At 67.4% G+C, this 25,814-nt stretch carries 1 pseudogene; it reads right to left on the bottom strand.

The features are described from left to right. Nucleotides 1-25,667 (bottom strand): annotated as a pseudogene (locus tag ACLQ28_RS20445) (hypothetical protein); the annotation flags it as partial. Nucleotides 25,668-25,814 lie beyond the last annotated feature (147 nt).

The following is a 25,814-nucleotide window of genomic DNA, read 5'->3' as shown; positions in this document are numbered from 1 at the left end:
CCATGCACCAGCAGGGCGTGGCCCTCTCCCTCCCGGAAACTCACCAACACCACCGCGGTAGACCCCTGCCCGGCCACATCGGCCAACAGCCCATCCACCGAACCCACCACACCCCAACCACCACCCGGCACAAGACGCCCCTGAGCAGCAGCCACACCACCCCGACCCACCACCGCGTCATCCACCGACCCGACCAACCGGCGACCACCCGGATGCAACGCCCCCACGAACCCGCCCACCAGGTCCACACAGTCCACGAAGGACGGCGCGGACCCGTCCACCCCATCAAGCGGCAACGAATCCGCCACCGCCTCCAGGTCCCCCGGCGCACGCCCACCGACCACCCGCTGCGCGTCGTCCAGGCGTACACCGAGGGTCTCGAGCCTCCGCCGCGCATCCTGCAACCGCTGCGCACGCTCGGCCGACCCATCACCGGGTTGGGCCTGGACCAGACCGCTCTTGGCCTTCTTCTTCTTGCTCTTCTTACTGCCCGCGGCGGGCGCCGCGGACGTGCTTGCCGATGCGAGCTCATCGAACGCCCGCTTGGCCTGGAAGTAGTCACCGATCGCCGCCCGCAACACCGCATCAGGATCCACCGAACGGGCCTGCGGCTCCGCCCCGGACCCGCGCTGCTCAGCAGCGGCAACGACGTCGGACCCTGACGCAACCACCCGCTCGGAGGTGCCGAAGGCGGGGTGCTCCCGGATCGCGGGCCCGATCGGCGCCGGACCATTCAGATAGCTACTACCAGCACCGAACCACCGGTAGGCGTTACCCGACCGACTCGCACTGACCGCATAAACGAGCGGGAACACTGTACCGTTCTCATCCACCAGGAAGACGAACGAGGCACCTCCACTGCCACCAGCGAGATGAACATGCAACGGGGTGTGCAACTGAGGACGATCTTCCCGCACACCCACCCCCTCAGCGGCACGCTCCAAGACCGCCACGTCGTCCGCCGAGAACGGATGATTCTCCAGCGAACGGGCGTACTCCACCCGCCCAGCGAACTGCCACGTGCCCATCTCATTCGGCACCAGCCGCGCCAACCGCTCCCGACGTGCCGCCTCCACCTGCCGATCCCGCTCACCCTGCTCGGCATCCAACCGCGACCACACCGCACGAGCCGCAGCCCGCACCCCGGCCCCCGACTCCTCGTCGAACCACAGGTCGGTGGCCTCCAACCAACGGTCAAACTCCTGCGCGAACGGGCGCAGCCGACGAGACTGCTGCACATCACGCACACCATCAACCGACGTCAGGAACGTACGGAACGAATAGTCACCCACCGCATCGGGGCGCTCCGCCAACATCTCAGCGACGTCAGGCCGGGCCAGCAACAACGGCACCACCGACTCATCCGCCAGCACCACCTCCAGCAGAACGGGGTCCGGAGCCCGCAACAACTTCCCCACCTGCACAGACCCGTTCAACCGCCCCGCCAACCAACCCACCGGCGACGCCCCAGCAACCCGTGGTCCACCATCGCCCGCCACCGACCCCCGACCAGCAGGGCCTCCCACCGATTCCACCGGCCGTGACGTGCCCACCCCCGCCACCACCGGCCGCGGCGGCGCACCCGGCACCACCACCGGCGCCAAATCCTGCACCGTCAGCGTCGAAACATCCCGCCCCTGGAACTGCCATGCCCGCGCAGTTCCCACAAAACGATCCGAGTCGCGTCGGTACGACGTCACGAACTCAGGCTCGGTCAGGAACCTCTGGGCAAAGTCCGTCCAGACGTTCAGTAGCTGAAGCAGATTGGTGTCAGACAGCACCGCCGGCCAGGAAGCGGCGTCCAGTTCGGCCGTGATCCCCGCCAACACGCCTACCAGACCAGAGCGCCCCCGAAGTTGGTTCAACCCGCTGGACCCGAGCTCACCGGTCAGCACCTCGTTACGACCCAACGCCTCCCGCAACTGCGGGTCGCCGGCAACAGCGGTCAAGAGCGCGCGATTACGCCGGACGGCCGCAAGCAGGAACGGATGCTGACGGAACAGATCACTCACCGCCGGCATCTCGGTCAGGACCCGCACCAACTCCCGGCCGTGCAGCGCCGGCACCCAGTCACCGGGACGCTCCACCAACGCGTCAGCCACCGCAGGCTGCCGCCGGATCAACCGCCAAACGTCCTTCCTATCCCGCACCAACTCGTGCACCGCCGGATCCGCCAACGCCGACGCCAACACCGGAGCCGCAACCACCGCACGCAACACGTCAACCGACGAGAAAACCCCCTCCACCAACCCGGGATCCGAACCCAACAAATCCTTCAACGAGCCTTGGAAAATACGCGCATACTCACCATCAGTCAAATCATAACGATACTCACGGAACGCCTCTGCCAACGCCGGCACCGACCCGAGCGTGGACACTTCACCAGGATTAGCCGACAGGAAACGCAGCAACGACAGATGACTCACCGCCGCATCAACGACCCCCTCCCCCTGCGCAGCCAACACACCAGCAAAACCCTCCCGCGCCAAAAGCTCAAACGCCCGATCCTGGTGAGCCAGCAGCACATCCGCCACCGACGGGAAATCGTACATCAACCTGTACAATTGAACGTTTGCGCCGATCTGGAGAATCAGATCACCGTTCTCATGCCGGAGCTGAAGAATCGACACCTGACGAGCCATCTTGTCGCCCTCGCCGAATACCTCCTCGCGCACGGCGCCGTCAGTCACGTAGTAGTGGTACAGGGGGTCGGACTGAAGCATGGCTTCGAAGACTTTCGGCGCGGTCCTCATGCTTCGGAGAACGATGTGCCCGTCCCGCTCGCCCAGGAAGTCAAGCAAATCCGGCAACTTCTCCAGCACGTCGACCATCTGCGGTTCCTTGTTCAGGATCACCGCAAGAGCAAGGTGACGTTCTACCGAAGCGGCCAACCGACGATGCTGCCGCACCCGCTCGCGTCGGTCCAGAAGCGCTGCCGACGCCTCCGGCGAGAGACCAGCGCGACGGACCGCCGACCCAGCTTTCTCATCGTCGGGCTCCCGCAGAATCATGGCCAACGGCACGATCTCCGGTTCCATGAAGACGCCCTCCGGCGACAGCAACCGCTCACCCAAGCTTTCAGCACCCACCCGCAGCGGACCGGGCCACTCCCCAGACCCGCTGTGACGGAGCGCCAAGCTCTCCCGCACCGGCCCATCGAAAATCGCCGCCAACTCACCGACAGAATTCGGGATGGGTCGGCTCGCGATCTCGAACAACAGATCAGGCTCCGCGACGAGCATGCTGGCCAGCCGCAACTCGGAATCTACGCCGAGATAGTCAAAGAACGCCGGCGCTGACAGCAAAGCATCCCAGTGAGCACTCGTCAGCCGCGGATGCGGCGCCTCCGCGAGCAGCCCCGCAAGTTCGGGGTGCCTCGACAGGCGGCTACGCCGCAGGAAATCGGAGGCCCGAACATAGGTAGCCTCTTCAGCGAACAGCATGGCAAACTGGAAGTTCTGCGCCAGCAGTTGCAGCAAGCCCTCGTTGTTGAGGAACACTGGCCCAAGCTTCGCGCGCAGGAACATTTGCGGCCACGTGTCCACGTAGTTGAGCGGAACGATAGCCAGGATCCGGTCGTTTCGTGACAGCAATTCGATCATTTCGGGAGAATCGATGGCCAGCACACCCAGAGGGGTGACGAATTCTGCCGTCATCAGACGCAGGCCGCTACTGCGCAGGAGCACCCTTCGATACGCTTGATTATCCCTAGCAGCCTCGGCCACCCGCCGCAAAAACGACTTCTTCCCATCGTTGCGGATTAACCGTTCTCGCATGGTAAGACTGCGCATCAGGGCGGGGAGCAGGGGTCCGACCATGTCCTGGTCGATGACCAGTTCCTGCCATATCATTTCGGGGTCGTCCAGCATGCGCCCGTACTCGTGGGGGCGACTCAGAATATTCGGGTTGGCAGCGAGGACGTTCGCAAGATCGGGGTTTCTCTTCAATAGACCATACCGGCGTTTGCGAACGTCAGAGGGCAAGGAACTATCCAACACCGCAGCCCGCAGCGCGGAGTTCTTGGCCACTGCCTTGTCGGCCGGAGACGTGGGAACCCCGGGAAATTGACCGACCGCAGGGGGAGGGGTTGCGTTTTGCAACGCATCCAACAGCGTGTCGGCGGAGATCGAGTCAAAGTGCGCCGGGTTTCTCGACAGCCACTCGGCCACCGCCGTGTTCCGGGCAGCCGCCCGCAGCAGTTCGATGGAGCCCGCAAGACGCTCGCCGATTTTCGGACTGCCCATCAGCACGTCCGCAAGATCAGGATTGTCGTCCAACTCTCGCACAACCTCAAGGTTTCCGGCCGCCGCCGCAAGCATCCCCGGCACTCGCACAACGGCTCCCACCGCTGCCGGACCATCCTGCAACGCACCCAGAAGCCGGGGATCCTGGAAGAGAAGAGCAAACTGTTCCGCCGACCAAGATGAGACCACATCCGGCGCGCTAAACAGTTCATCCGTCAGACCGAGCGAGCGGTTAACACCAACGAACGCCGCAGCCGGATCCCGCGAATTGATAATCGCTTCAGCGAGTGCTGACTCCGAAAGCACCATCGTGAATGGAGACGTCGGAAGGTGGGCGAAGACCAGATGCGACCAGTCACCCAGACGCCTGATGGCCTCCAGTTCATTCGGAACGAAGAAGCTTTCGCGATGGTAAGCGTCACCCTCGAAAGTATCGAGAATATCGCGGCGTTGATCGGCGAAGTACTGCAGTAGCTCGACGTCGATCGGGGCGTGATCCTCCAGGGACAGCAGTTTGTCGAGGATGTTGGGGAAGCCCTCGGCGTAGGTCATCGCGAGCTGCGGGCGCACCAACATCAGACCGAGGAGCCTCGGTTCCTTGGCGAGCATCGCGAACTGGTCCCGCGCCAGTCCCCCTTCCGCCTCACTCTTCGCCCAGAGGTTCGTTATCTCACCGAGCCCCTTGGGAAGATCAGGCCAGCTCCTCACCCGCTGCACAAAGCCCGGAAGTGCCGTGCGCGCAATATTTGCCAGATCGTCGATCGGAATCCGATTATCTGCGACGTAGCCGTCCCGCAACCATCGGTAGACAGTGCTCGTCGCCGAGTCTTTGTCAGCCCAGTTCGCGACCGCGCGCTGTGCTGCTGCCTTCAGACGTTCGTCGACCTGCGGGTCTATCGCCGCGGCGACAGTGCCCGCCCGGCCGGACGCCCCGGCAGCCAATCGCGGGCCGCCAGCGGTGGACGCCGCTTGCCGACGCGGGTCCGGCCGGCGCGAGGCGAAATCGTGACGCTGCGGCGGATCCGACATCACCTGCACCACGTTGGACGACCCGGGCGTCGACCACGACCCCGGCGACACCACCCGCCCATCGGCGTCGAGGACCGCCACCCGCACCTCGACAGCCGCCGCCCGCACCACCGCAGGCTCCTCAGCCGTCACCCACTGCCCCCGAGGCAACTGCGGATCAAACCACCGCAACCCCTCCGACGACCCATGCACCAGCAGGGCGTGGCCCTCTCCCTCCCGGAAACTCACCAACACCACCGCGGTAGACCCCTGCCCGGCCACCTCAGCCAACAGCCCATCCACCGAACCCACCACACCCCAACCACCACCCGGCACAAGACGCCCCTGAGCAGCAGCCACACCACCCCGACCCACCACCGCGTCATCCACCGACCCGACCAACCGGCGACCACCCGGATGCAACGCCCCCACGAACCCGCCCACCAGGTCCACACAGTCCACGAAGGACGGCGCGGACCCGTCCACCCCATCAAGCGGCAACGAATCCGCCACCGCCACCAACTCCTGCGGCGTCCGACGCGCCTCACCGCCGACCACCCGCTGCGTGTGCTCCGGCCACGCGCCGAGGTCTTCGAGTCTCCTGCGCGCGTCCTGCAACGTCCGCTCACGTTCGACCCGCCCATCGTTGGGCTGCACTTGAGCGGAACCAATCTTGGCCTTGTTCTTCTTCTTGCTCTTCTTACTGCCCCCGGCGGACGACGCGGGCGCGTTGGCCGAGCCCAGCTCATCCAACGCCCGCCTAGCCTGGAGATACTCACCGATCGCCGCCCGCAGCACGGCGTCAGGATCCACCGACCGAACCTGCCGAACCGGCGGCGCCGTCGCTACCTCGGATCCACCCCGCCCAGCAGCGGCAATGGCGTCGGGCACTGACGCGACCATCCGCTCCGACGTGCCGAAGGCGGGGTGATCCCTGACCGCGGCTCCGATCGGCGCCGGACCGTTCAGATAACTACTGCCAGCCCCGAACCACCGGTAGGCGTTATGCGACCGACTCTCGCTGACGGCGTAGACGAGCGGGAACACCGTGGCGTCTTCATCCACCAGGAAAACGAGCGAGGCACCTCCACTGCCACCACCAAGATGGACATGCAGAGGATGGTGCAACTGAAGGTGATCCTCCCGGATGCCGTCCCCCTGGGCGGCACGTGCCAGGACCGCCACGTCCTCCGCAGAGAACGGATAGCTCCCCAGCGAACGGGCGTACTCCACCTTCCCACTGAACTGCCACGTGCTCCTCTGATGCGGGAGCAGCCGCGCCAACCGCTCCAGACGGTCCGCCTCAACCTGCTTGTCCCGCTCACCCTGCTCAGCAGCCAACCGCGACCAAACAGCACGAGCGGCAGCCCGCACCGCGGCCCTCGACTCACCCTCAAACCACAGACCGGTGATCCCCAGCCAGTCGTCGAACTCCTTCTCAAACGACCCCACCCGACGAGGCTGCTGCGGATCACGCACACCATCAACCGACGTCAAGAACGTGAGGAACGAATAGTCACCGACCCCGTCAGGGCTATCCGCCAGCAGATCGACGACGTCGGGCCTGGCCAGCAACAACGGCACCATCGTCTCGTCCGCGACCATCGCCCCGAGCAGGACGGGGTGCGGGGCCCGCATCAGTGCCCCCATCTCCACGGACGCGTTGAACCGTGCCGCCAACCAACCGACCGAAGACGCCACGGCGACCCGATGCCCACCACGATCCGACACCGAACCCCGACCAGCAACACCCTCCACCGACTCCACCGCACGTGACGCGCCAACCCCCGCCACCATCGGCGACGGTTTCGCGCCCGGCGCCACAGCCGGTTCGAAATCCTCCACAGTCAGAGTCGAAACATCCCGCCCTTGCGACTGCAACCGTCGCGCAAATCCCACAAAACGGTCCGAGTCGCGTCGGTACGACGACACGAACTGAGGCTCAGTCAGGAACCTCTGGGCAAAACCCGTCCAGGCGTTCAACATCTGCAGCAGGTTGATGTCAGCCAACACAGCCGGCCACCACGCGGCGTCCAGTTCGGCCGTGTTCCCCGCCAACACGCCCACCACACCGGAGCGGTCCCGGAGCCGCTTCAACGCCCTAGACCCAAGCGCGCCGGTCAGCACCTCATTACGACCCAACGCCTCCCGCAACTGCGAGTCCGCGGCAAGAGCCGGCAAGAGCGCGCGATTGTCCCGAACCGCAGCAAGCAGGAACGGATGCGCACCGAGTAGGCCACTCACCGCCGGCACCTCGGTCATGACCCGCACCAACTCCCGGCCACGCAACGCCGGCACCCAATCCCCGGCCCGCTCCACCAGGACTTCAGCCACCATCGGCTGCTGCCCGATCAACCGCCGAACATCCTCCCTACCCCGCACCAAATCGAACACCGCCGGATCCGCCAACGCCGACGCCAACACCGGAGCCGCGACCACCGCCCGCAACACATCAACCGACGAGAAAACCTTCTCCACCAACCCAGGATCCGAATCAAACAAACGCGTCAACGAACCCCGGAAAATGCTCTCGTACTCGCCATCAGTCAAGTCATAACGATGCTCACGGAACGCGGCCGCCAATGCCGGCACAGACCCAAGCGTGGAAAGCTCACCAGGATCATTCGCCAGGAAACGCAGCAGCGACAGATGGCTCACCGCCGCATCAACGACCTTTTCCTCCTGAGCATATAACAGAGCAACGAAACCGTCCCGCGCCAAAAACTCGAAGGCGTGGCGCCCATGAGCCAGAAGCACCTCCGCCACCGACGGGAATATGTACATCAGATCACTCAGGCCGTCGATCGCGCCGATTTCGCGAACAAGTTGATGCCTCTCCCGACTTAGCCGGACTGCCGACGCGCTGCGGGCCAGCGCGTCGCCGTCGAAGATAACGTTTCTACGTACGTTGCTGTCCGTCTGGTAGAAGTGGTACAAGTCGTCAGACTGAAGCAGGGCTTCGAAGTATTTCGGCCCACTCTGCATACCTAGCAACACATCGGACGCCTCAGACCCGTCCAGGAGGTCAAGCAATCCCGGCAACTTGTCCAGCACGTTGATCAGCTGCGGTTCTTCAACCAAGATCACCGCAAGAGCAGGGTGACGTTCTATCAAGGCCGCCAACCGAGGATGGTGCCGCACCCTCTCGCGTTCGGACAGAAGCTCTGCCGACTCCTCCGAGGAGAGGTCAGCGAGGCCGACCGCCGCCTGCCGCGCACTCCCATCGTCGGGATCCCGCAGAATCTCGGCCATCGGCACGATCCCCGGGTTCAATTTGACGCCCTCCGGCGACAGCAACCGCCCACCGAAGCCTTCGATACCTACCCGCAGCGGACCGAGCCAGTCCCTCGACCCGTCGTCACGCAGCGCCAGGCTCTCCCGCACCGGCCCGTCCAACATCGCCGCCAACACATCCACAGAATTCGGAATGGGTCGACTCGCCACCTCCAACAACAACACGGGCTCCTCGACGATCACGTCGGCCAGCCGCAATTCGGAATCGGCGGCGAGATAGTCGAAGAACGCCGGCGCCGACAGCAAGGCATCCCAGTGGCCACGCGTCGGTAGCAGATCCGACTTCGCCGCGAGCAGCCGCGCAAGCTCACCACGCCTCTGCACGCTGTTACGCAGGAGTTCAGCGGCCCGACCAGATGGGGCTTCGTCAACCAACAGATCGACAAGCGCAAGGTTCTGCGCCAGCAACCGCAGCAGGCCCTCACCCTCGTCGAGGATCATTTGCCCAACATTTGCTTTGAAGAGAATGTTCCAGAACCCCGCAAAGCTGAATGGGGCAATAGCTAGGATCCGCTCATCCCGCGCCAGAATTTTGACCAGCTCCGGCAGTTCGAGGACGATCATGCCCAGCGGGTCGAGAGATTGCGCGAGCAGCAAACGCAGGCCACCGCTGAGCAGAAGCGTCTTTCGATATTCTGGGTTGTCTTCAGCCTCCTTGGCCACCCGCCGCCACGACGCTACCCCTCCTCCCCTTGACAATTCTTCGCGCAGGGCATAACTGCGCAGCAGGGCAGGGAGCAGTGGAGCGATTACTTCCTGATTTTTCAGCAGTTGCTGCCACAGCCCGTCGGTGTCATCCAGCAACCGCCCGTACTCATGGGGGTGGCTCAGAAGGTCCGGCCTAGCGGCCAGGAAGTCCGCCAGCTCGGGGTTCTTGTTCAACAGAGTCCACCGCCGCTGCTGAACATCCTTGGCCAAGGCCGGATCCAACACCGCAGCCCGCAGCACCGAGTTCACGGACACTGCCAATTCCGTCTTAGACGTGGGCTCCTTCCGCAGTGGACGGATTGGACGGGGGCTGGTTGCGGCACGCAACGCGTCCAGCAGTTCTGCAGAAGACTTTGAGTCAAAGTGTGCCGGATTCCTCGACAGCAGCGGGGCCACCGCCGGGTTCTCGGCGGCCGCCCGAAGCATATCGATCGACCCCGCAAGACGCTCACCCAGTTCCGGGCTGTCAATCAGTACGTCCGCAAGCTCAGGGTTGCTGTTCAGCACTTGCACAACATCAAGATTGTTGACCGCCGCCGCAAGCATCCCCGGCACTTGCACGACAGCTCTAACAGCTGCCGGATTACTCCGTAACACATCCAGGAGCCGGGGGTTCTGGAACAGAAGTTCGTACTGCTTCCTCGGCCGAGAATAGATCGGCCCGGTAATCAGCGCATCCGTTAGACCGGGCGAGCGGGTAATATCGCGGAACGCTGCGTCCGGGTCCTGCAGACTAGCAATCACCTCACCGAGAGACGTTACCGCAAGCACGTCCTTGAGGCGCAGGCCCGGACCATGGGACGGGATCAGGTGCCACCAGGAACCCAAGCGCTTCGCGGCTCCCAGCCCCCCGTTATTGAAATGAGTTTCGCGAATAAAATAATCCTCTTCGAGCGCATTGAGAAAATCACGCCCCTGGTCGACGAAATACTGCAACCGATCGACGTCTATCGGATCGGCTGCCTCGAGGGCCAGCAGCTTGTCGAAGAGGTTGGGGAAGTTCTCGGCGTAGGTCACCGCGAGCTGCGGATGCATCAACATCAGACCGAGGAGCCTCGGCTCCTTGGCAAGCATAGCGAAGTGCTCCCGCGACTGCCCCCCTTCCTTCTCGCCCTTCACCCACATGGCCAATATTTCATCAGGGTCAACCGTTCGATCCAACCGGGTACGAGCGACGGGAACTCCCATGAAAATACTTGCCAGATCGTCGATCGGAATTTGGTTATTGGAGGCGTAGGCCTTACTGATCCAGGCGTAGAAGATGTTTCTCCCTGTTCCTTTGCCGGGCTGCTTCCAATTCGAGACCGCGCGGAATGCCGCTGCCTGCAAACGTTGGTCGACCTGGGGGTCTATCGTTGTGGCGACTGCGCGTGTCCCGGCAGCCGATCGCGGACCGCCAGCGGTGGACGCCGGTTGCCGGCGCGGGTCCGGCCGGCGTGAGGCGAAATCATGGCGCTGCGGCGGATCCGACATCACCTGCACCACGTTGGACGACCCGGGCGCCGACCACGATCCCGGCCGCACCACCCGCCCATCGGCGTCGAGCACCACCACCCGCACGTCGACAGCCGCCCGCACCACCGCAGGTTCCTCAGCCGTCACCCAACGACCCCGCGGCAACTGCGGATCAAACCACCGCAGACCATCCGACGACCCGTGCACCGCCAGGGCGTGTCCTTCCCCCTTCCGGAAGCTCAACAACACCACCGCGGTCGACCCCTGCCGGGCAACGTCGGCCAACAGCCCATCCACCGAGCCCACCAAGCCCCAACCACCACCCGGCACGAGACGCGCCTGAGCACCGGCCACACCACCCTGGCCCACCACGGCGTCATCCACAGACCCGAACGACCGAACATTCGGATGCAACTTCCCGACGAACCCGCCCACCAGGTCCGCGCAGTCCACCAAGGACCGCACCTCAGCCACGGACCCGCCCACCCCATCACGTGGCAACGAGTCCGCTACAGCTTCCAATTCCTCCGGCGTCCGCCGCGCCTCCCCGCCGACCGCGTCGGTCACGTCGCCCAACGAGGTGGTGTCCACCGCCTCGCCGCTGGAAACCACCACTGGCCGACCCGAGCCGGTCAGGTCGACCTGCCGCAACCGTCCGCCGTCGTCGAGCACGAGCCGCACAGGCCCGCGCAACGCCGCCGGAAGGGTGCTACCCGGGCTACCTGGAGCCGGCAACTCCACCGCGATCAACCGCCGAGCCAACCCCGCCTGCGGCTCCACCAACAACAGCCGGCCATCGGGCCGGTGAGCCACCAACACCACATGTCTCGGCCTGTTCGACGCCTCCACGTGAACAACCGTCACCGCACCCGGGCGCAGCGCCGACAACGCACCCAGCCCCGCCCGATGGAAAGTCCCCCGCAACCGCGCCGCCAGCACGTCGACACCGCCGTCGGCATCGTCACGCGACACCGTCCCCGGCAGCCCCAGGTGCGTCACCACCTGGTCCACCCGGCTCACAGAGTCCGGTGTGACCCTGTCCCAGGTCGGCAGAGCGGACACCGCTGCGAACAACCGCTCATAGATGTCGGCTGACGCGGGTTGCGCCGGGACCACCGCCGGGCGATACGGCATCGCCGGGACATCCCGCCGAGCCAACTGCTGTGCGTCCCACCGCGAATCACCGGTTTCGACGCCGTCGGATGCTGGCCCGGGACGCGTCGGCGCGAGCCGCGACAGCGGTCCCGTTCGCGACGGTCCCGCCGGGCCGGACCCCGCCGAAGGCGAGAGGCGCGCGGCCGAGTTGACCATCGCCTCCTGCGCGGCCCGCGCCTGCTCGTCCGAGATGACGTGGCGAGGGTGTCCCGGCCGAGCGGACTCCGGCGAGGAATCGACATCAGTTTCATACGACGGGGCGGGGTCGCGCGGTTGGTAGGCCGGCACCGGGTCCGGGTCGGACACCCGACCGGGCCAGGTGATCACCCGCTCGGCCGCCGAGTCGACGGTCACCCGCCAGGTGCCCTCCCGCAGCCGCACGGTCCACCGGTGCCCGGCCAGCGCGGCACCGTCGATCAGGCGGTACGTCACCGGTTGGCCCTCGGTGCCGGGCAACTCCACGTCCCGGATGTATCGGCCCGGAATGCTGATCCGCGGCCCATCGGACCACAGGTCGCTCGGCGAGACAGCGGTGATCTCCCGGCTACCCAACCAGCGGCGGATCGACTCGACCGAGTGACCAGCCGATGCCGGCAACGGCGTGGAGACGCGGGCATCGGAGGAGGGAATCGGCGCGTCCTCGAAAGCCCGCCGTACCAAATTCATCAGTTCCGACGGCACCGGATCGGGGAGTGTCGACAACGCGGCGACCGCGAAACGACGAGGGATCGCCCAGCTGGCGCCGGTCACGTCGGTCAGGAGCTCTCCCAGATCCACCCGCTGCGGCCAGGTCACCGTCCTGTCGGCCGCGGCGTCGTAGGTGGAGGCCTGCCAGTGGGCGCCGTCCGACGGACCGTCCGCCCCGGCGAATCGTCGCACCACCACGATGGCGTGCCGGTTGAGCTGCCGGGCGAACAAAGGGGTTCGGGCCAGTGGCGTGTCCGACAGCAGCACCACGACCGGCGGAGCTCCGTCAACGCTCGGCGATGGCAGCAGTTCGGCGTACTGCTCGGCGGTGAGCCGGCCCTCCCCCGTCGGCGAGGCGATCAGCTCCCCCTCCCGATACTTGCCGATCCGCCGTGCGTTCAGGTCGGCCGGCTCGACCACGACCCGGTCGACGGCGTCCGGCGGGATCTCGTCGCGCAGCGTCGGATGCCACTCCGCGGGCACCAGCACGGCCCGCAGCGTCCCGTGGGCGTACTGGTTCACCCACAGGTCCAACGGCCGCCCGTCCCGCTGCCGGTGCTTCGCGCGCAGGGCCAGCACGTCCAGTGCCCGGTCGGAATCGGACTCGGGCAGCCGAACCACCCCGCTGTTCAACTCCTCGGTCAACTGCACGTCGACCGTCGCAGGGCCGTGATCGGGCCAGACCCGAACGGTGCCGAGCCGAGCCCACCGCCGAACCTCGTGGATCTGCTCGGTGAGCGACCAGTTGGGGTCGACCGGGACCCGTAGGACCCGCCCGAGCCGGCCGACTGGCGCAACGGGCGGCACGTCCTGCTCGTAGGCCGGCACGACCGGCATCTGATCGAGCAGGAGGTGGGCGAGGGTCGCATCGTGCAGACCGTGCGGGCCGATCCCGCCAGCCAACCGCTGCCGAACGGCACCATGGAGATCGATCGGTGGCCGGGTGCCCCGCTGTGCCTGGTCGACCGCGTCGGCGAGGTTGTCGAAGGTTCCGAGGACTCGCCGCTGCCCGGGAATCGTCACCGTCCACCGGGTGGGGTTCGGATCCGGCGACCGGAACCAGTCCAGCATGGTGGGCTCGACGGTGGACGAGACGACCAGCCCGGTGGGGACCTGCTGCCCCTGTTGGGCCATCTCGTCGAGGAACGTGCGCACACGAGCCGCGTAGTGGCCGGTCTGTTCCCACCTGCCCCCGTAGAGGTTCAACACCAGGACGTCAGCGGAGTTCAGGCCGCGGACGTTCGTTGACGTCGCCGTGGATCTGCGGATGAGCGTATCGATCACCTGAATCTGTGTGATCACCTCGTTTACGGACCGCCGCAGGGAAACTTCAGGATTCGTGCTGGAATCCACAGGTGGCACCGTCGCCGCGATCACCACGGCCCCGTCCGGTACCGACAGGTTGGCCGCCGCCCGTTCGACCGCGTCGGTCGGGCGATGCCTGGTCTGCGGTGGCGGTACGAACCAGACACCGTTCGCCAGACGCTGTACCGACGTCGGCTTCGGTTCGGACAGCGGGTCGGACATCCCGCCCAGCGGCACACCGTCGAGTATCCGCTGCGCCGACCCGGGAGCCGGCTGCGGCTGGGCTTCGATGCCGGTGTCGGTCTCCACCGAGCGGGCCGGCTGAGAGGTGCCGCCGCTGTCGGCGGCGGCGGCGGCGGGCAGGGCGTCAGTCCGCTGCTGCCCGCGCATCATGCCGGGGAGATTCGTGAGCGACGGGTCGATGACCGCGTCGGCGGAAGCCGTGTCGGCGGGAGGTTGCTCGGTGAGGTGGACCCGGTTGCCCTGCGGTCCGAGGGCCATTCTCAGCTCGTACGTCGTGCCCGGTCGCAAGATCACCGCGTCCGGCTTGCTTCCTCTCAGGTCCACCGCCGAGCGGGTGGTAACGCGAATCAGAACCGAGTCCCCCGAGGGCTGACGAGTTCGCTCCCTTGCGCTCGCGACCAGCGGGATGGTAAGTCGGAAACCATTATTGAGGCGCATCCGGCTGAAGCTGGTGGCGGAGAGCCGCACATGGGCGTCGCCCACGTACGTAGGGAACTCGTCGAAGCTGTCCAGCGCCTCGGCAACGATCTGGGTGGTCGCTGTGGCCGCCGCCCACGAGTCGCTTGTCGGGTCGAGCGCGTTGTCCGCCACCCGGCGCATGTCGAACCACAGGTAGCCGCGCAGCAGCGCACTGCCCGCTGCCACCCACTCCCACTCTTCGTTCAGGTAACCGGGTGCCGGGCGCTGCTGCGTGTAGATGTGCTGCTCGGCCCAGTCGAAGTCCTCCACGCCGAGGTAGGACCGTGCGGTGGCAAGCCGCCGTTGCCGAGCCCGATTCCGTTCCGCCTGGGATGATGGGACGAGCCCTTGGCGCTCCAACAGCCGCACCGCCGGCGCGCGGACCAGCCCCAACCGCCGCGCCTCCCGCGCGATGTCGGCTATGACCCGAGTTATCGGAATCTGTGAGTTTCCCAGCGTGGAGCGGGCCATGCTAACGGCCTCTTGCAGGACGTACGGCTGGGTCGGATCGGTGTACGGCGCGATGATCGCTCGCACCAGACGGTCGATCTGCTCAGCGCTGGCGTGCGTGTTTCTCGCCGTGCCGTCGGGGTCATGGGGCGCCGCCTTGACCGGGATTCCGAGGTGACCGCTCAACCGATGGGCCACATTCTGCAACCACCAGGTGCGATCCCGAGTTGAGTGCGAACCCCGCACGCTGGGTTGGGAGTAGCGGCCCGAGTGGTCGTCCACCTGCCACCGGCCGAGATCCCGATTCCACCGGAGCTCGCCGCTGATCCGGGCCGGTGCCGCGACGGTCCGGCCGGTGGCGTCGAACCGCGCCGCGACGGTGGGATGCCCGCCTCCGACGATGCCTCTGCCGAGTTCCAGCGCCCTCTCGGCGGAGCCGAAATCGCGGATCAGTTCAGCCCAGTCCGCCGCACTCAGCGGTCCGGCGCTGTCGGAACCGAGGAGTATGTCACCGTCCTGCCCGACGGTGAAGAGCCAGACCGCCGAGTGCACCCCCATGACCTTCGGCGACAGATCCTCGAGTCGCGTCCAGAACGGGTTGAGACGCAAATCGTTCACGTCGTCGCGTTCCTGCGGTATTACCACGTTCGGGCCGGCGAGCTGGCCATAGCGCAGGTCTGCGTCGACGCGTGCCAGCCAGTCGCCCGACTCGACCTGGCGCATCCACTCCGCCGTGGCGGCCGGGGTGAACTGGCCCAAGCCGCCGTCGTCGGTGACCACCATCCGTACCGGGCCACCGCGGATGGCCGGCCCCCGGTGTCCCACGCGCAGATCGTCCGGCCGCCGGTCGGCCGGGTCGAAGACAGTGAACCGGTCGACCCCGGCGGCCTGGGTCTCCACCTGGACGAACCGTCCGTCCACCTGACGCTCTACCAGCACCATGTGCATCGGGTCGTTCGGCGCGGTGATCCATACCGGGGTCACCGCGCCTGGTTCGAGGTGGGTGAGGAACGTCAGGTCGGTCTGGCGGAACCGGCCGTTCAGCCCGGCACCGAGCCGGTCGACGGCCCGGAGGCCGGAGCCGTCATCCCGCACCCCACGGGTGAGCCCCAGCCCGCCGAGCACGTCCTGGACCCGGGTGACGCAGTCGGCCTCGGCCGTCCAGGGCGGCAGCCCGTCGAGAGCGTCCCGCACCGCCGGGGACACGGCGTCATCCACCGGAGTCTGGTCTGACTCGGTGGTGATCGAGCCCGCCACGTTGAGGCGGGCGAACTCCGTCTCAAGGTGAGAGCTGCCGATCCGTGGGTAGGGGGTGCGGTCCACGAGTGCCCGAGCGGTCCGGTCGGACTCCGTCGCGGGAACGATGGCCTGCGAGTCGACCCGCCCGCCCGGTCGCACCACCAGCGTCCGGATGGCGATATCGGATTCCAGTGGATTGAGAGCAGGCCAGCCGGGCTCGGCCGAGTCCGGATCGACCACCCGCATCCGTTGACCGCTCGGCGCCCACGGGTCCACGAGGACCACCTCACCGTCGGCGGTGTGGTAGTAGAACAGCGCGTGGGCACGCCGCAGGTTGGGGCGTTCCACCAGGAGGAAGCCGGCGCCGCCCGGCCCCGCGTCGCGTACCGCCTGTTCCACCGCCGCCCGGGAGTCGGCCAGCGGCCAGCGACCCGGGCTGGCGAAGTGCTCGGTGCCCCGCCGGGTGCCGATCATGATGTCGTCGGTGTAGGTGGCGGCCCGCACGCCGTCGGGGAAGAGCCGCCAACGGGCCTCGTCGAGCAACAGCAGGCAGTTGTTCGGGTCGGTGTCGACGCCCACCTTGGTGACGACCTCGTCGGCCAGGGTGGACAGTTCCGCCGCGGTCAGTCGTACCTCGTTGGCGCTCAACCGCCCTCGGCCGGCGCCGATGTCGTCAAGCGCGCGGTAGGGACGTGGCCCCGCCCCTCGCCCGGCTGGCGCCGCTGCGAGGTCCGCCGGCCAGACCCCGAGGCCGCGGCCGACTCGCTCGGCGACGGTCGCCGCCTGCTGGTGGTCGGTGCTGGTCTCCACCGCGGTACGGACCGCGTCGGTCACCTGCTGCGGCGCGGCGGCGTAGGGCAACGTCGCCCGGTAGGTGGCGGCGATCGCCGCCACGGTCAACCGATCCGAGCGGTTACCGGCGGGACGGGCCTGACTCGCCCGGCCGGGCTGCTTCGGGCCGGCCGGTGGGGGCGTGTTCGCGTCCACCGTGCCGTCGTCATTCGTCGGAGCTGCCGCTTCTTCGAGCAAGGCGTCGACGGTGGTCGGCCGCCCCTGGCCGTCGAGCACGAGCAGCTGGGTGCCCGGATGCGTCAGCTGGGAGCGGGATTCCTCGTTCAGGAGAGCTTCGTTGTCGAACTGACCCGGCACCTGGGTGTCGACCACTCGTGGCACCACCGCGCCGCTCCGGTTGTCGGCGAACAGCCAGAACACATGTCCAGGCCCATTCGTCGGCCGCAGGTGGACCAGCACCATCGCGTTCGGGGTACGGAGCATCGCTTGCCACAACCGGTCCGGGCTCACGTCAGGGGCCCCGACCAGAGTGCCGCCCAGCGCCGACACCAGCTCGGGTAGGAGCGGCGCAACGAAGAAGTTGGCGTCGACCGTGGTGTTCGCCCAACGGCCATGCAGTGCTTGGTACGCGGACATGGCCCGGATCAGGCAGTCCGGCAGGATCGTCTCCGGTGGCGCGCCGATCGGCGTGGTGGCACTCCGCTCGACCTCGGAGACCCACGCCTGCAGACGGTCAGGATCAGGAGCGGTGGGTTGCTCAGTCGCCTGCAGTGGGATCAACCGGGACGCGCGACGCAAGGCCGTGGACACGTGCTCCGACGGCATCCCGGGCAGGACCGAAGTCTCCGTGGCGGACGTCTGCGCGCTCGTCGACGCGACCGGCTGCGCCTGGCTGGCGACGCTACTGCCAGCCTCAGCCGGTACGACACGGGCAGGTGAAGCCGTCACCGAGGACGTGTCGACGGCCGTCGAGGGCGCCGACATCCGAGCCAGGCCGGGGAAGAGATGGGACGGCGGGCTCAACGCCGGTCGTGTCCTCGCCGGCACGCGAGGCGAGCGCGGCTCGGACGGGTCGGGCCTGGCGGGCGGCTCCGACGGGGCGGGAGGCGACTGTATCGGCGGCGGCTGACTGTCGACGCTCTCCTCATCAACCACCGTTGGCACGGACACGGGCGGCGTCGACGGGACGTTCGAAGCCTCCGCAACAGGCTCTTCCCGCGGCGCTGGAGGCCCCTGCAAGGTCTGCGGCTCAGCAGGCTCCGGCTCAGGCTCAGGCTCCGGCTCGGCGGACTCCGGCAGCGGCTCGGCAGGCTGCGGCAGCGGCTCGGCAGGCTGCGGCTCGGCAGGCTGCGGCTCGGCAGGCTGCGGCTCGGCGGACTCCGGCAGCGGCAGCGGCTCGGCAGCTTCTGTAGCGGAACTTCCCTCGACCACCGTTGGGACAGGTACCGGCGGCGTCGACACGACGGCCTGATGCTCCGGCAGCACGGGCTCCGCCTCCGCTGCGGGCCGGCTTTCGGTTGGTGCTTTACCAGCGGACGCGGGCATGTCCCGATGCCGCAGCACGTCCCCGTCGACATCCTGGTCAGATCCGGCAGCAGAATCGGCGGACAGGTCCGGCTCGTCCGGCAGCACGACGTCAGTCGACGGCACGACCTCAGCCGGGGGCACGGCCTCAGCCGGTGTCTCCCACTGCTCGACAATTTGGCGCAGTCGGTCGATTTGCTCGTCCAACTCCTTCTTCTTGGCGTACCAGTCCTGCTGTCGCGCCCGGTAGGCCTTGGCCAACGGCCCGTTGGTTACGTCCTGCTCGTCGAACGTCGACGCGGATTGGGGGCCGGCCACCGCGTCACCGCCGTTCGCCCGCCGTGCCAGTTCGATGTCAAGCCGCGCATTCTCGAACTGACGACTGATCCCCTGCCATTCGGTGAACGCCTGATGCAGCGCCATCCCGGCCGAATTGACCCGGGCCAGTTGGACCCTCGCCTCTTGATTGTCGGCGAAACCGAGGTGGACGGACGCGTCGAGCAAGTTCATCAGGACCGGTGTGGACTCTGGCAGGGTGACCTTCACGGCAGCATGCCTGGTGCCCAGGACATGCGGGACCTCGGCTACGAGGAGAATCTCCTCGGTCCATTCGACAAGCGCTGTCGGGTCACCGACGCGTGACATGGTGAAATCGTTGAAGCCACCGTGTGCGGCGCCGGCGTCCTTCCCGCCCGGAGACCCGCCCCACCACATCCCGCCGCCGCCATACTGCTGCGCGGTCGGGTCCCGAAGATCGCTGCCGCCCCACTGCGCCAATGGATCCTTGACGCTCTGACCTGGCGCCTGCTCGGCACTACTGTTGACGGGGGTGTCCTCGACCGGCTTGCCGCTGCCGCCACCGGAGGCGGCCAGCGTGTCGATCCGGCCCATCCCTGCATCCATGCCGGTCATCGTCCTGGCAAACCGATGCGAGTCGATGTAGGCCGGCGGCGAGATCCCCTTCAGCTTGGCGGCCACCACCCGGGAGTACGCGAATATCGTCATCCGCGATCCGAGGATGTGGAGGTCCTCGATCGGAATCTCGACCGCACCGGCCATCCGCTGGTGGGCGGAACCCCACAGCAGCGGCTGCCCGAGCGCAGTGATCAGTTGGTGGGCGGCACGGCCGCCAAGGCGGGTTACCCGGTCCGGAGCGCCAGCCGCGTTCAAGGCGAACGCGGCGGCAGCCTGGACCAGCATCGCTCCGCGGAAATCGAGCACCTGGAACTGCGCCGGCAACCCAATCGCAGTGGACCGCTCGTTTGGCAGCGGCACTGTTCCGGACTGCCAATCCGCTGCCTGTTCGAGGCTCGGCGCACGCGGCAGCAGCACCACGGAGGGATCCGGCAGCACCTCCGCCGGCCCGGGGGCCCGCGTGGACAGGTGAGTGGCGAAGCGGTCCAACTGCAGATCCTGGTCGATCTGCAGCGGCGCACCGAGTAGTCTCCCGGCGTGGTACGCCCGCAGCTCAATTTTTGCGTGCTGCCGCATCTCGGCCCACGCGCCGCCGAGCTCGACAATGGTCATCTGCTGATCGGAGACGCTTTTCATCCGACCCGTGTAGCGCGACGTCCCGCTCAGTGCGGACACGTCACCGCCACCGGAACGTGCACCGCTCTCCCCTCCCGACCCGCCTGGCTCGAAGGTGGCGATGTTGACCTTGGTGTGACCCAAACCGGTTCTCTTGGTGCGCGAGACACCTCCGAACACGTCCATTTCGATGTTCAACGGACTCGCGAACACCCGATGGATCTCCGGCTCGATCGCCCTCCCGTTTTCATCCTGGGCCGCCACCATCTGCATGATCACCTGCACGTGATCGCGGGCAACCGCGCCGGGATAGGTCAGGAGGAACGACACACCACCGTCGGTGATCGTGCCCCAGTGCCCTGCCAGGTACTCGACACTGGTGTGATTCAAAATGACCGCGATGTTCTCCCGGCCAACCGCGTCGTTCTCGATCAGGCGCACGCCATCGCCCCAGACGATTGTCTGTGGCAGTTTGATCTCGCTCAACCACTTGACCACCTCCATGCCCAGCGGGCGCAGATTGAGGGGTTGGCCAGCGCCGAGGTTGCGCGGCGGCAGGGGCAACGGGCCGGCCGGAAGGGTGAGTGCCTGTTGCGAATCCGAATTGAGCAGTCTCGGCAGGCTCATCTTCGGTTCGTTGGGGGCAGGTTCCAGCAGCGGGTCGAGAACGCCGCCACGGCGGGCGGTGTCGGCCATCATCATGCCGATCGCCGTCACGCCGGTGACGCGTCGGCTGGCCGAGAAGGGCCGATCGTGGGCGCGCCACTTCGGGTTGAACAGCGTCCCGTAGACCTCGAACTCGATTTCTTCCGCGATGATGGGTACGGCAACACCGGAACCTGGGTCCCAGGTGTTGTTCCGCTCGATCTCACCAGCGAGCCCGAGTGTCTTCGTCGTGCTGTACCGGAGCGTACGGCGCTGCATTACCGCCCCGCCAAGCGATGCCGACCCAACACTGTCCCCATAGCTGAGGCCACCGGAAGCCGCGACCTGGCCACCCCTGGAACGGGAGCCGCTGATACTCAGCGAGCCGGTGACACTGTGCTCACCACCGTGCGGCACGACTCCCTGTGGGCCCGGCCTGGTCTTGGTCTTGCGTACGATCGCCCGGACGTAAAGAGTGCCCTGGATCGACGGATCGCCGATGATTTCGCCCAGGTCGTACAACTGGACTGCCTGTCGGGACATGCTGGGCAGGGCGGCTGCCAGCCGATCCGCGTTGATCTGCCGATTCAGTTGCAGGTGCGAGCTGCTTCCCGGCGTGGCCACCCCGACGGAGGTACCACGGGCGATCGCCCCGGCCGCGACCATGGCGTCCCGCGCCTCGGTGATCACCTGTGCGACCGCGGCACGAAGCTGTTCGGCACCATGCACGTACGAGACGTGGTCCCAGTTGACGACGAGATCCGCGGATGGCACCTCCAGAGGTAGACCGAAGACTTGCGCCCCCCGCCCCTGGGTCTGGATTGCCCGAACCTGTGGCCGTTGCAACTCGATCGGCGGTGCGCTGACCATCCGCGCGTCGTCGAGGGTCATGTCCTTCGAGACCTCGAAGACCAACCAGTGCCGGAACTGGCCCAGTCCATCACCGGGCATTCGCCGGGCGGTGGGCGTGCTGCCGCGTGCCCGACGCCACAGGTTCCGAACCGTCCCGGTCGCCTCGTCGAGCGCGTGAACCTCGACTGTGATTTCCTGCTGGTCGGCGAAGAGTGCCTGGGCGGCGTCACCGTAGTCCAGGAACACCTCCTCGCTACCGCTGCTCGTCGTGGTCCTACGCGCCTGTGTGTAGCGTCCGCGGGCGCCGAGATTGATCAGTCGCGCAGCACGGACGTCGAGGTCCACGCCGACAGCGGTGGACATCCCCCCGCTGAGCCGGAACGAGCCCCACTTCGCCCGTCGATGGCGCTGTCTAGCCGGGGGCAGGATACGGACCACCGGCTTCACTCGCTGGACCAGGGCGTCTGCACTCTCGGCGTCAACATCGGCGGACTTCTCGTCCGCCTCCTTGATCGCTTCGAGTGTCCTCTTTGCTGGCTCTCCCGCAGCGGGCGGTTCCTGGTTCTCGTCCCGTACGCCGAGATACTCCGGCTCGGTGCCCGGCTGAGTCCGACGCGCAGAGATCACCACGGCCAAGCTTCGGCGGATGCTGTTGTCCGGCATCTCCAGCCGCACGACCACCTGGTCGGTAGTGAAGGTGAGCACCTCGGCGGCGATCCTGGTCGGACCGCTCTGCAGGTCCCAGCTCTCCTGGTTGGTCAGCGCCTGCAGGACCTGCCGGATCACCTTCTTCTTGGTCTTGGGCAGGTTCCAGTCGGGCAGCAGATCGCGGAACTCCGCGTTCTCCGGCAGCGCCAGGATGTCCTGCACGGCCTCGGCGACGCGGTCGGAGATTTCCCGCGCGCCCAACAACGTGGTTTGGCCGACCCGCAACCGATCGTCGTTCCACACGTAACGGGGAAGGTGCCGGGCCTCCTCGCGCACCGCCATGGTCCGCACCCGATCGACCATCAACCGGTCCGGCGTCGGCACCGCGGGCGTGGTAGGCGGAGCAGGGCGTGGGACCGTGGGCATTGCCGCCGGCGGCAATGGTCCGGCTCTCCCGGACGTCTCCGTCAACGGCTCCACCTGCGGCTCCGCCGCGGTATCGGAGTCCGTCGCAACGCTCGCCAGCGTGGCCGGTGGTTGGGCCGCCGCCCGGTAGACACCGGCCGGCACCTCCTCGATCACGTTCAACGTGACCGTCTCGCTCCCCCGTGTCGGCCCACGGCTGACCCAGAAACGCAGCCGGTTGCGGAAGGTCGCCCGCGCGAGCGTCAGCTCGTACTTGGTCCTGACGACGACGCTCGGTGTCTGCGCCTCCTGGCTGACCCGGCTGTTGCTACCCGACGACGTTCCGGCACTGACCGAGCTGCCACGGGTCACGACCGGTCCGACGGAGAACCGCACGAAGGGTATGAACGCGCTGACCATGGCCCGCGCCCGCCCACCCGAACCGCTCTCCATGCTCGTTCCGGAGTCGCTGCCGAAAATCGGCTGCTGCCGCAGACGGGTGGGTCCACCCGGCGTGCCGACCGACTGCATGGAGACCAACCGGACCTTCGCGACCAGCCCGCCGGCGGCCCGCGGCATGCCGAACCGTTCCCGGCTGGCGACCGCCTGCGGGGCCAGGGTGCCGCTGAGCAGCCGCCTGAGCTGCAGGCTCGACCACTGGTTACGGACATCCTGCCGGCCGTCACTACCCGGCTCGACGACCGGCACATCGCTCAACAAACTCACCGCCTGCCGGGCGGCCGCGCCGTCGTCGATCACCTGCAACGCGGCCATGTTGGTCGCCAACAGGCTGCGAGCAGAGTCGTCCAGCTGAATCGGGGGGGCACCGGATTCGTCCAGGTCCATGAGCGCGAGCCGCTTGCTGACCCGGAACCAGTGCCTGCCCACCGACTCTTGGATGATGGGCGGGCCGTCCGTCTGGTCGCGGTGAACGACCAGGTCCAGCTCCGATTCCACCAGGAACGACTCGTTGTCGCCGTACACCACCTGATAGTCGACGGCCGCGGCCGACGTACTGGCACCGTGGTGCATCCCCGCGTCGCTCACCCCAAAATTCAGTGTCAGCGGTACGCCGGCAGCCTGCAGCGGCACTGCGACGTGCCACATCGAACCTTCGCCCGGATCCCTGTTCTGCTCATTGGCCACCCGGTCCCGGCTGTACCGGTCCACTGCGGATCGCACGTCCTTGCGTACCAGGTCGTCGCCTTGAGGACGGGGTACCAACTCGACCCAGACCGTCTGGAACGTTCCCCGCCCATACCAACGGCGGTACGGAACCCGCACGTCGAACGCGCGCCGCGATTGCAGGAACGTCTCCGGTTCTTCGGCCAGTGCCCGAATCATCGGATGGTCGTCGCCAACGGGCAGCCCGGCCCCAACCATGAGCTCCCGAGTTCGGCTGACCAGCCCCGCGGACCAGCCTTCCGGGTCAGTCGGGGTGGCCGGCATGTTCAACATCCACACCGCCCGCGAAACGGTCCTCCGAACTTGACTCGCCTCTGTCGGGTCGGCGCGGACAAACGACCACACCGGGGCGGGGGCGACCGACTCCGGTGTCGTCTCCTGCGCACCGGCCTGGAGCCCCTGGGGCGAAGATGTCGCCGGTACGGCCGCCTCGGCACTACTGTTCGGCACCGCCGACAGCACCGTGGGCGCGGGCGCCGGGGTCACGACGCGGGGGGCAGGTGAGATCGTCGGCGGCTCGGGAGCGACGACCGGACGGCCAGCGGACGGCTGATCCTCGGGGAACGTTCGCGCCGGCCGCCCGGGAAAGCGGACCCGCAAAGCTCCCGGCACGGCCCCCGCGAGCCTCGGGATGAGCAACGCGTCCAGGGTGCGGTCCGGCCCGAAGCCGCCACGCTCTGACCGGTTCATCGACGGGGTGGGCACGGCGGCGAGCAGTGCCGCAGAAGTGGTCGGCCGCCCGGCGGGATCAAGTACCAGCACCCGGGCGCCGGGCAGCGCCATCGCCCGACCCCATCCGTCGGACGCCGGTCCCGGTGCCCGGGCTGCCCGGACGAGCGATCCGGGCGCGGCCGGGTCGACGTACCGGGGGATGACCGTGCCGGTCCGGTCATCGGCCAGGAGCCAGAAGACCCGGCTCGGGTCGCCCGGCGTCTCGATCAGGGCCATCGCGCCCGGCGTACGCCGCACCGCGCCGAACACCATGCGGGCGTCACCCATCGGCGTGAGCGTCCCACCGAGGGCGGACGCCAACACGGCCGGTTGGGGCTGATCCAGGAGACCCGCCGGCAGTGGAGCATTCGCCACGCGCCCGTGCAGCACGCCGAAAACGGCGAGCGCCGCCGCGACCTGGTCAACGGTGTCGGCCACGGCCGACGGGTCGACCGTGGCCAGCCAGTCGGCCAGCCGGGGCAGCGACTTCTGCCGTGGCGTCCGGTCCGCGACGTACACCTCGGCGGCGGCCGAACGCAGTACCTCCCACCCCCACGCGGAGAGCGGCGAAGCGGGCCCGGCGTCGGTTGGCTTCTGCGGAGGTGTCCCCAACCGCCCCCGGGCGTCAGCCATCCACACCTGAACGTTCGGGCCGGCGAATCCGTCGCGCCGCAACGTCGCAAGGTGCGCGTCCACCAACACCTTCAGGTCGGCCTGAATACGCCAGGCCACCTGCTCGTCCCGCAGTCTCTTCCGAGGCGTACGCGAACGACCGGACGGGCGGTCCGGGCGGGCCGGTTTCACCTGGACGGGTTGCGGGTCCGCCCTGGTGCCGGCCTGCCGCACCGCCTCCCACGCCACCGTGGCCGCGAACGCGTCGAGCGTGTCCAGTTGCTCCGGCGACAGGTGGTCCAGCTCGGTCGCCGCAGCGGTAAGTGGCGCGGACATCGGCACAGTCGAGACGGCCGAGCCGCTCTGCGCCGGATCAACGTACGTGACCGCGTCCGTCGTGAGGTGGGGTTCCGCCGCAGTGATCGGCTGTGTCGGCGCGATCGGCTGATCCATCGACGGCAGCGGACGACCGGCGTCGTCGACGAGCGGCGTCACCGATGCTGTCGACCTGGCCATGGTGGACGACGTCCCTGAGGTTGACGACGCCCCTGGGGTATCGGCGGCGACGGAGCCGGGGACCGTCGCGCTCGTCGGGCCGCTCAGCACTGGACTCACCGGTGCGGGGGCACGTCCTGCCTGCGCTGCCGGGCTGGTGACGGGCTG

This window comes from Micromonospora sp. DT201 (assembly GCF_049841575.1).
GTDB lineage: Bacteria > Actinomycetota > Actinomycetes > Mycobacteriales > Micromonosporaceae > Micromonospora.
The sequence above is the reverse complement of the archived record's forward strand: the minus strand, read 5'-3'. Positions and strand labels throughout refer to the sequence as shown.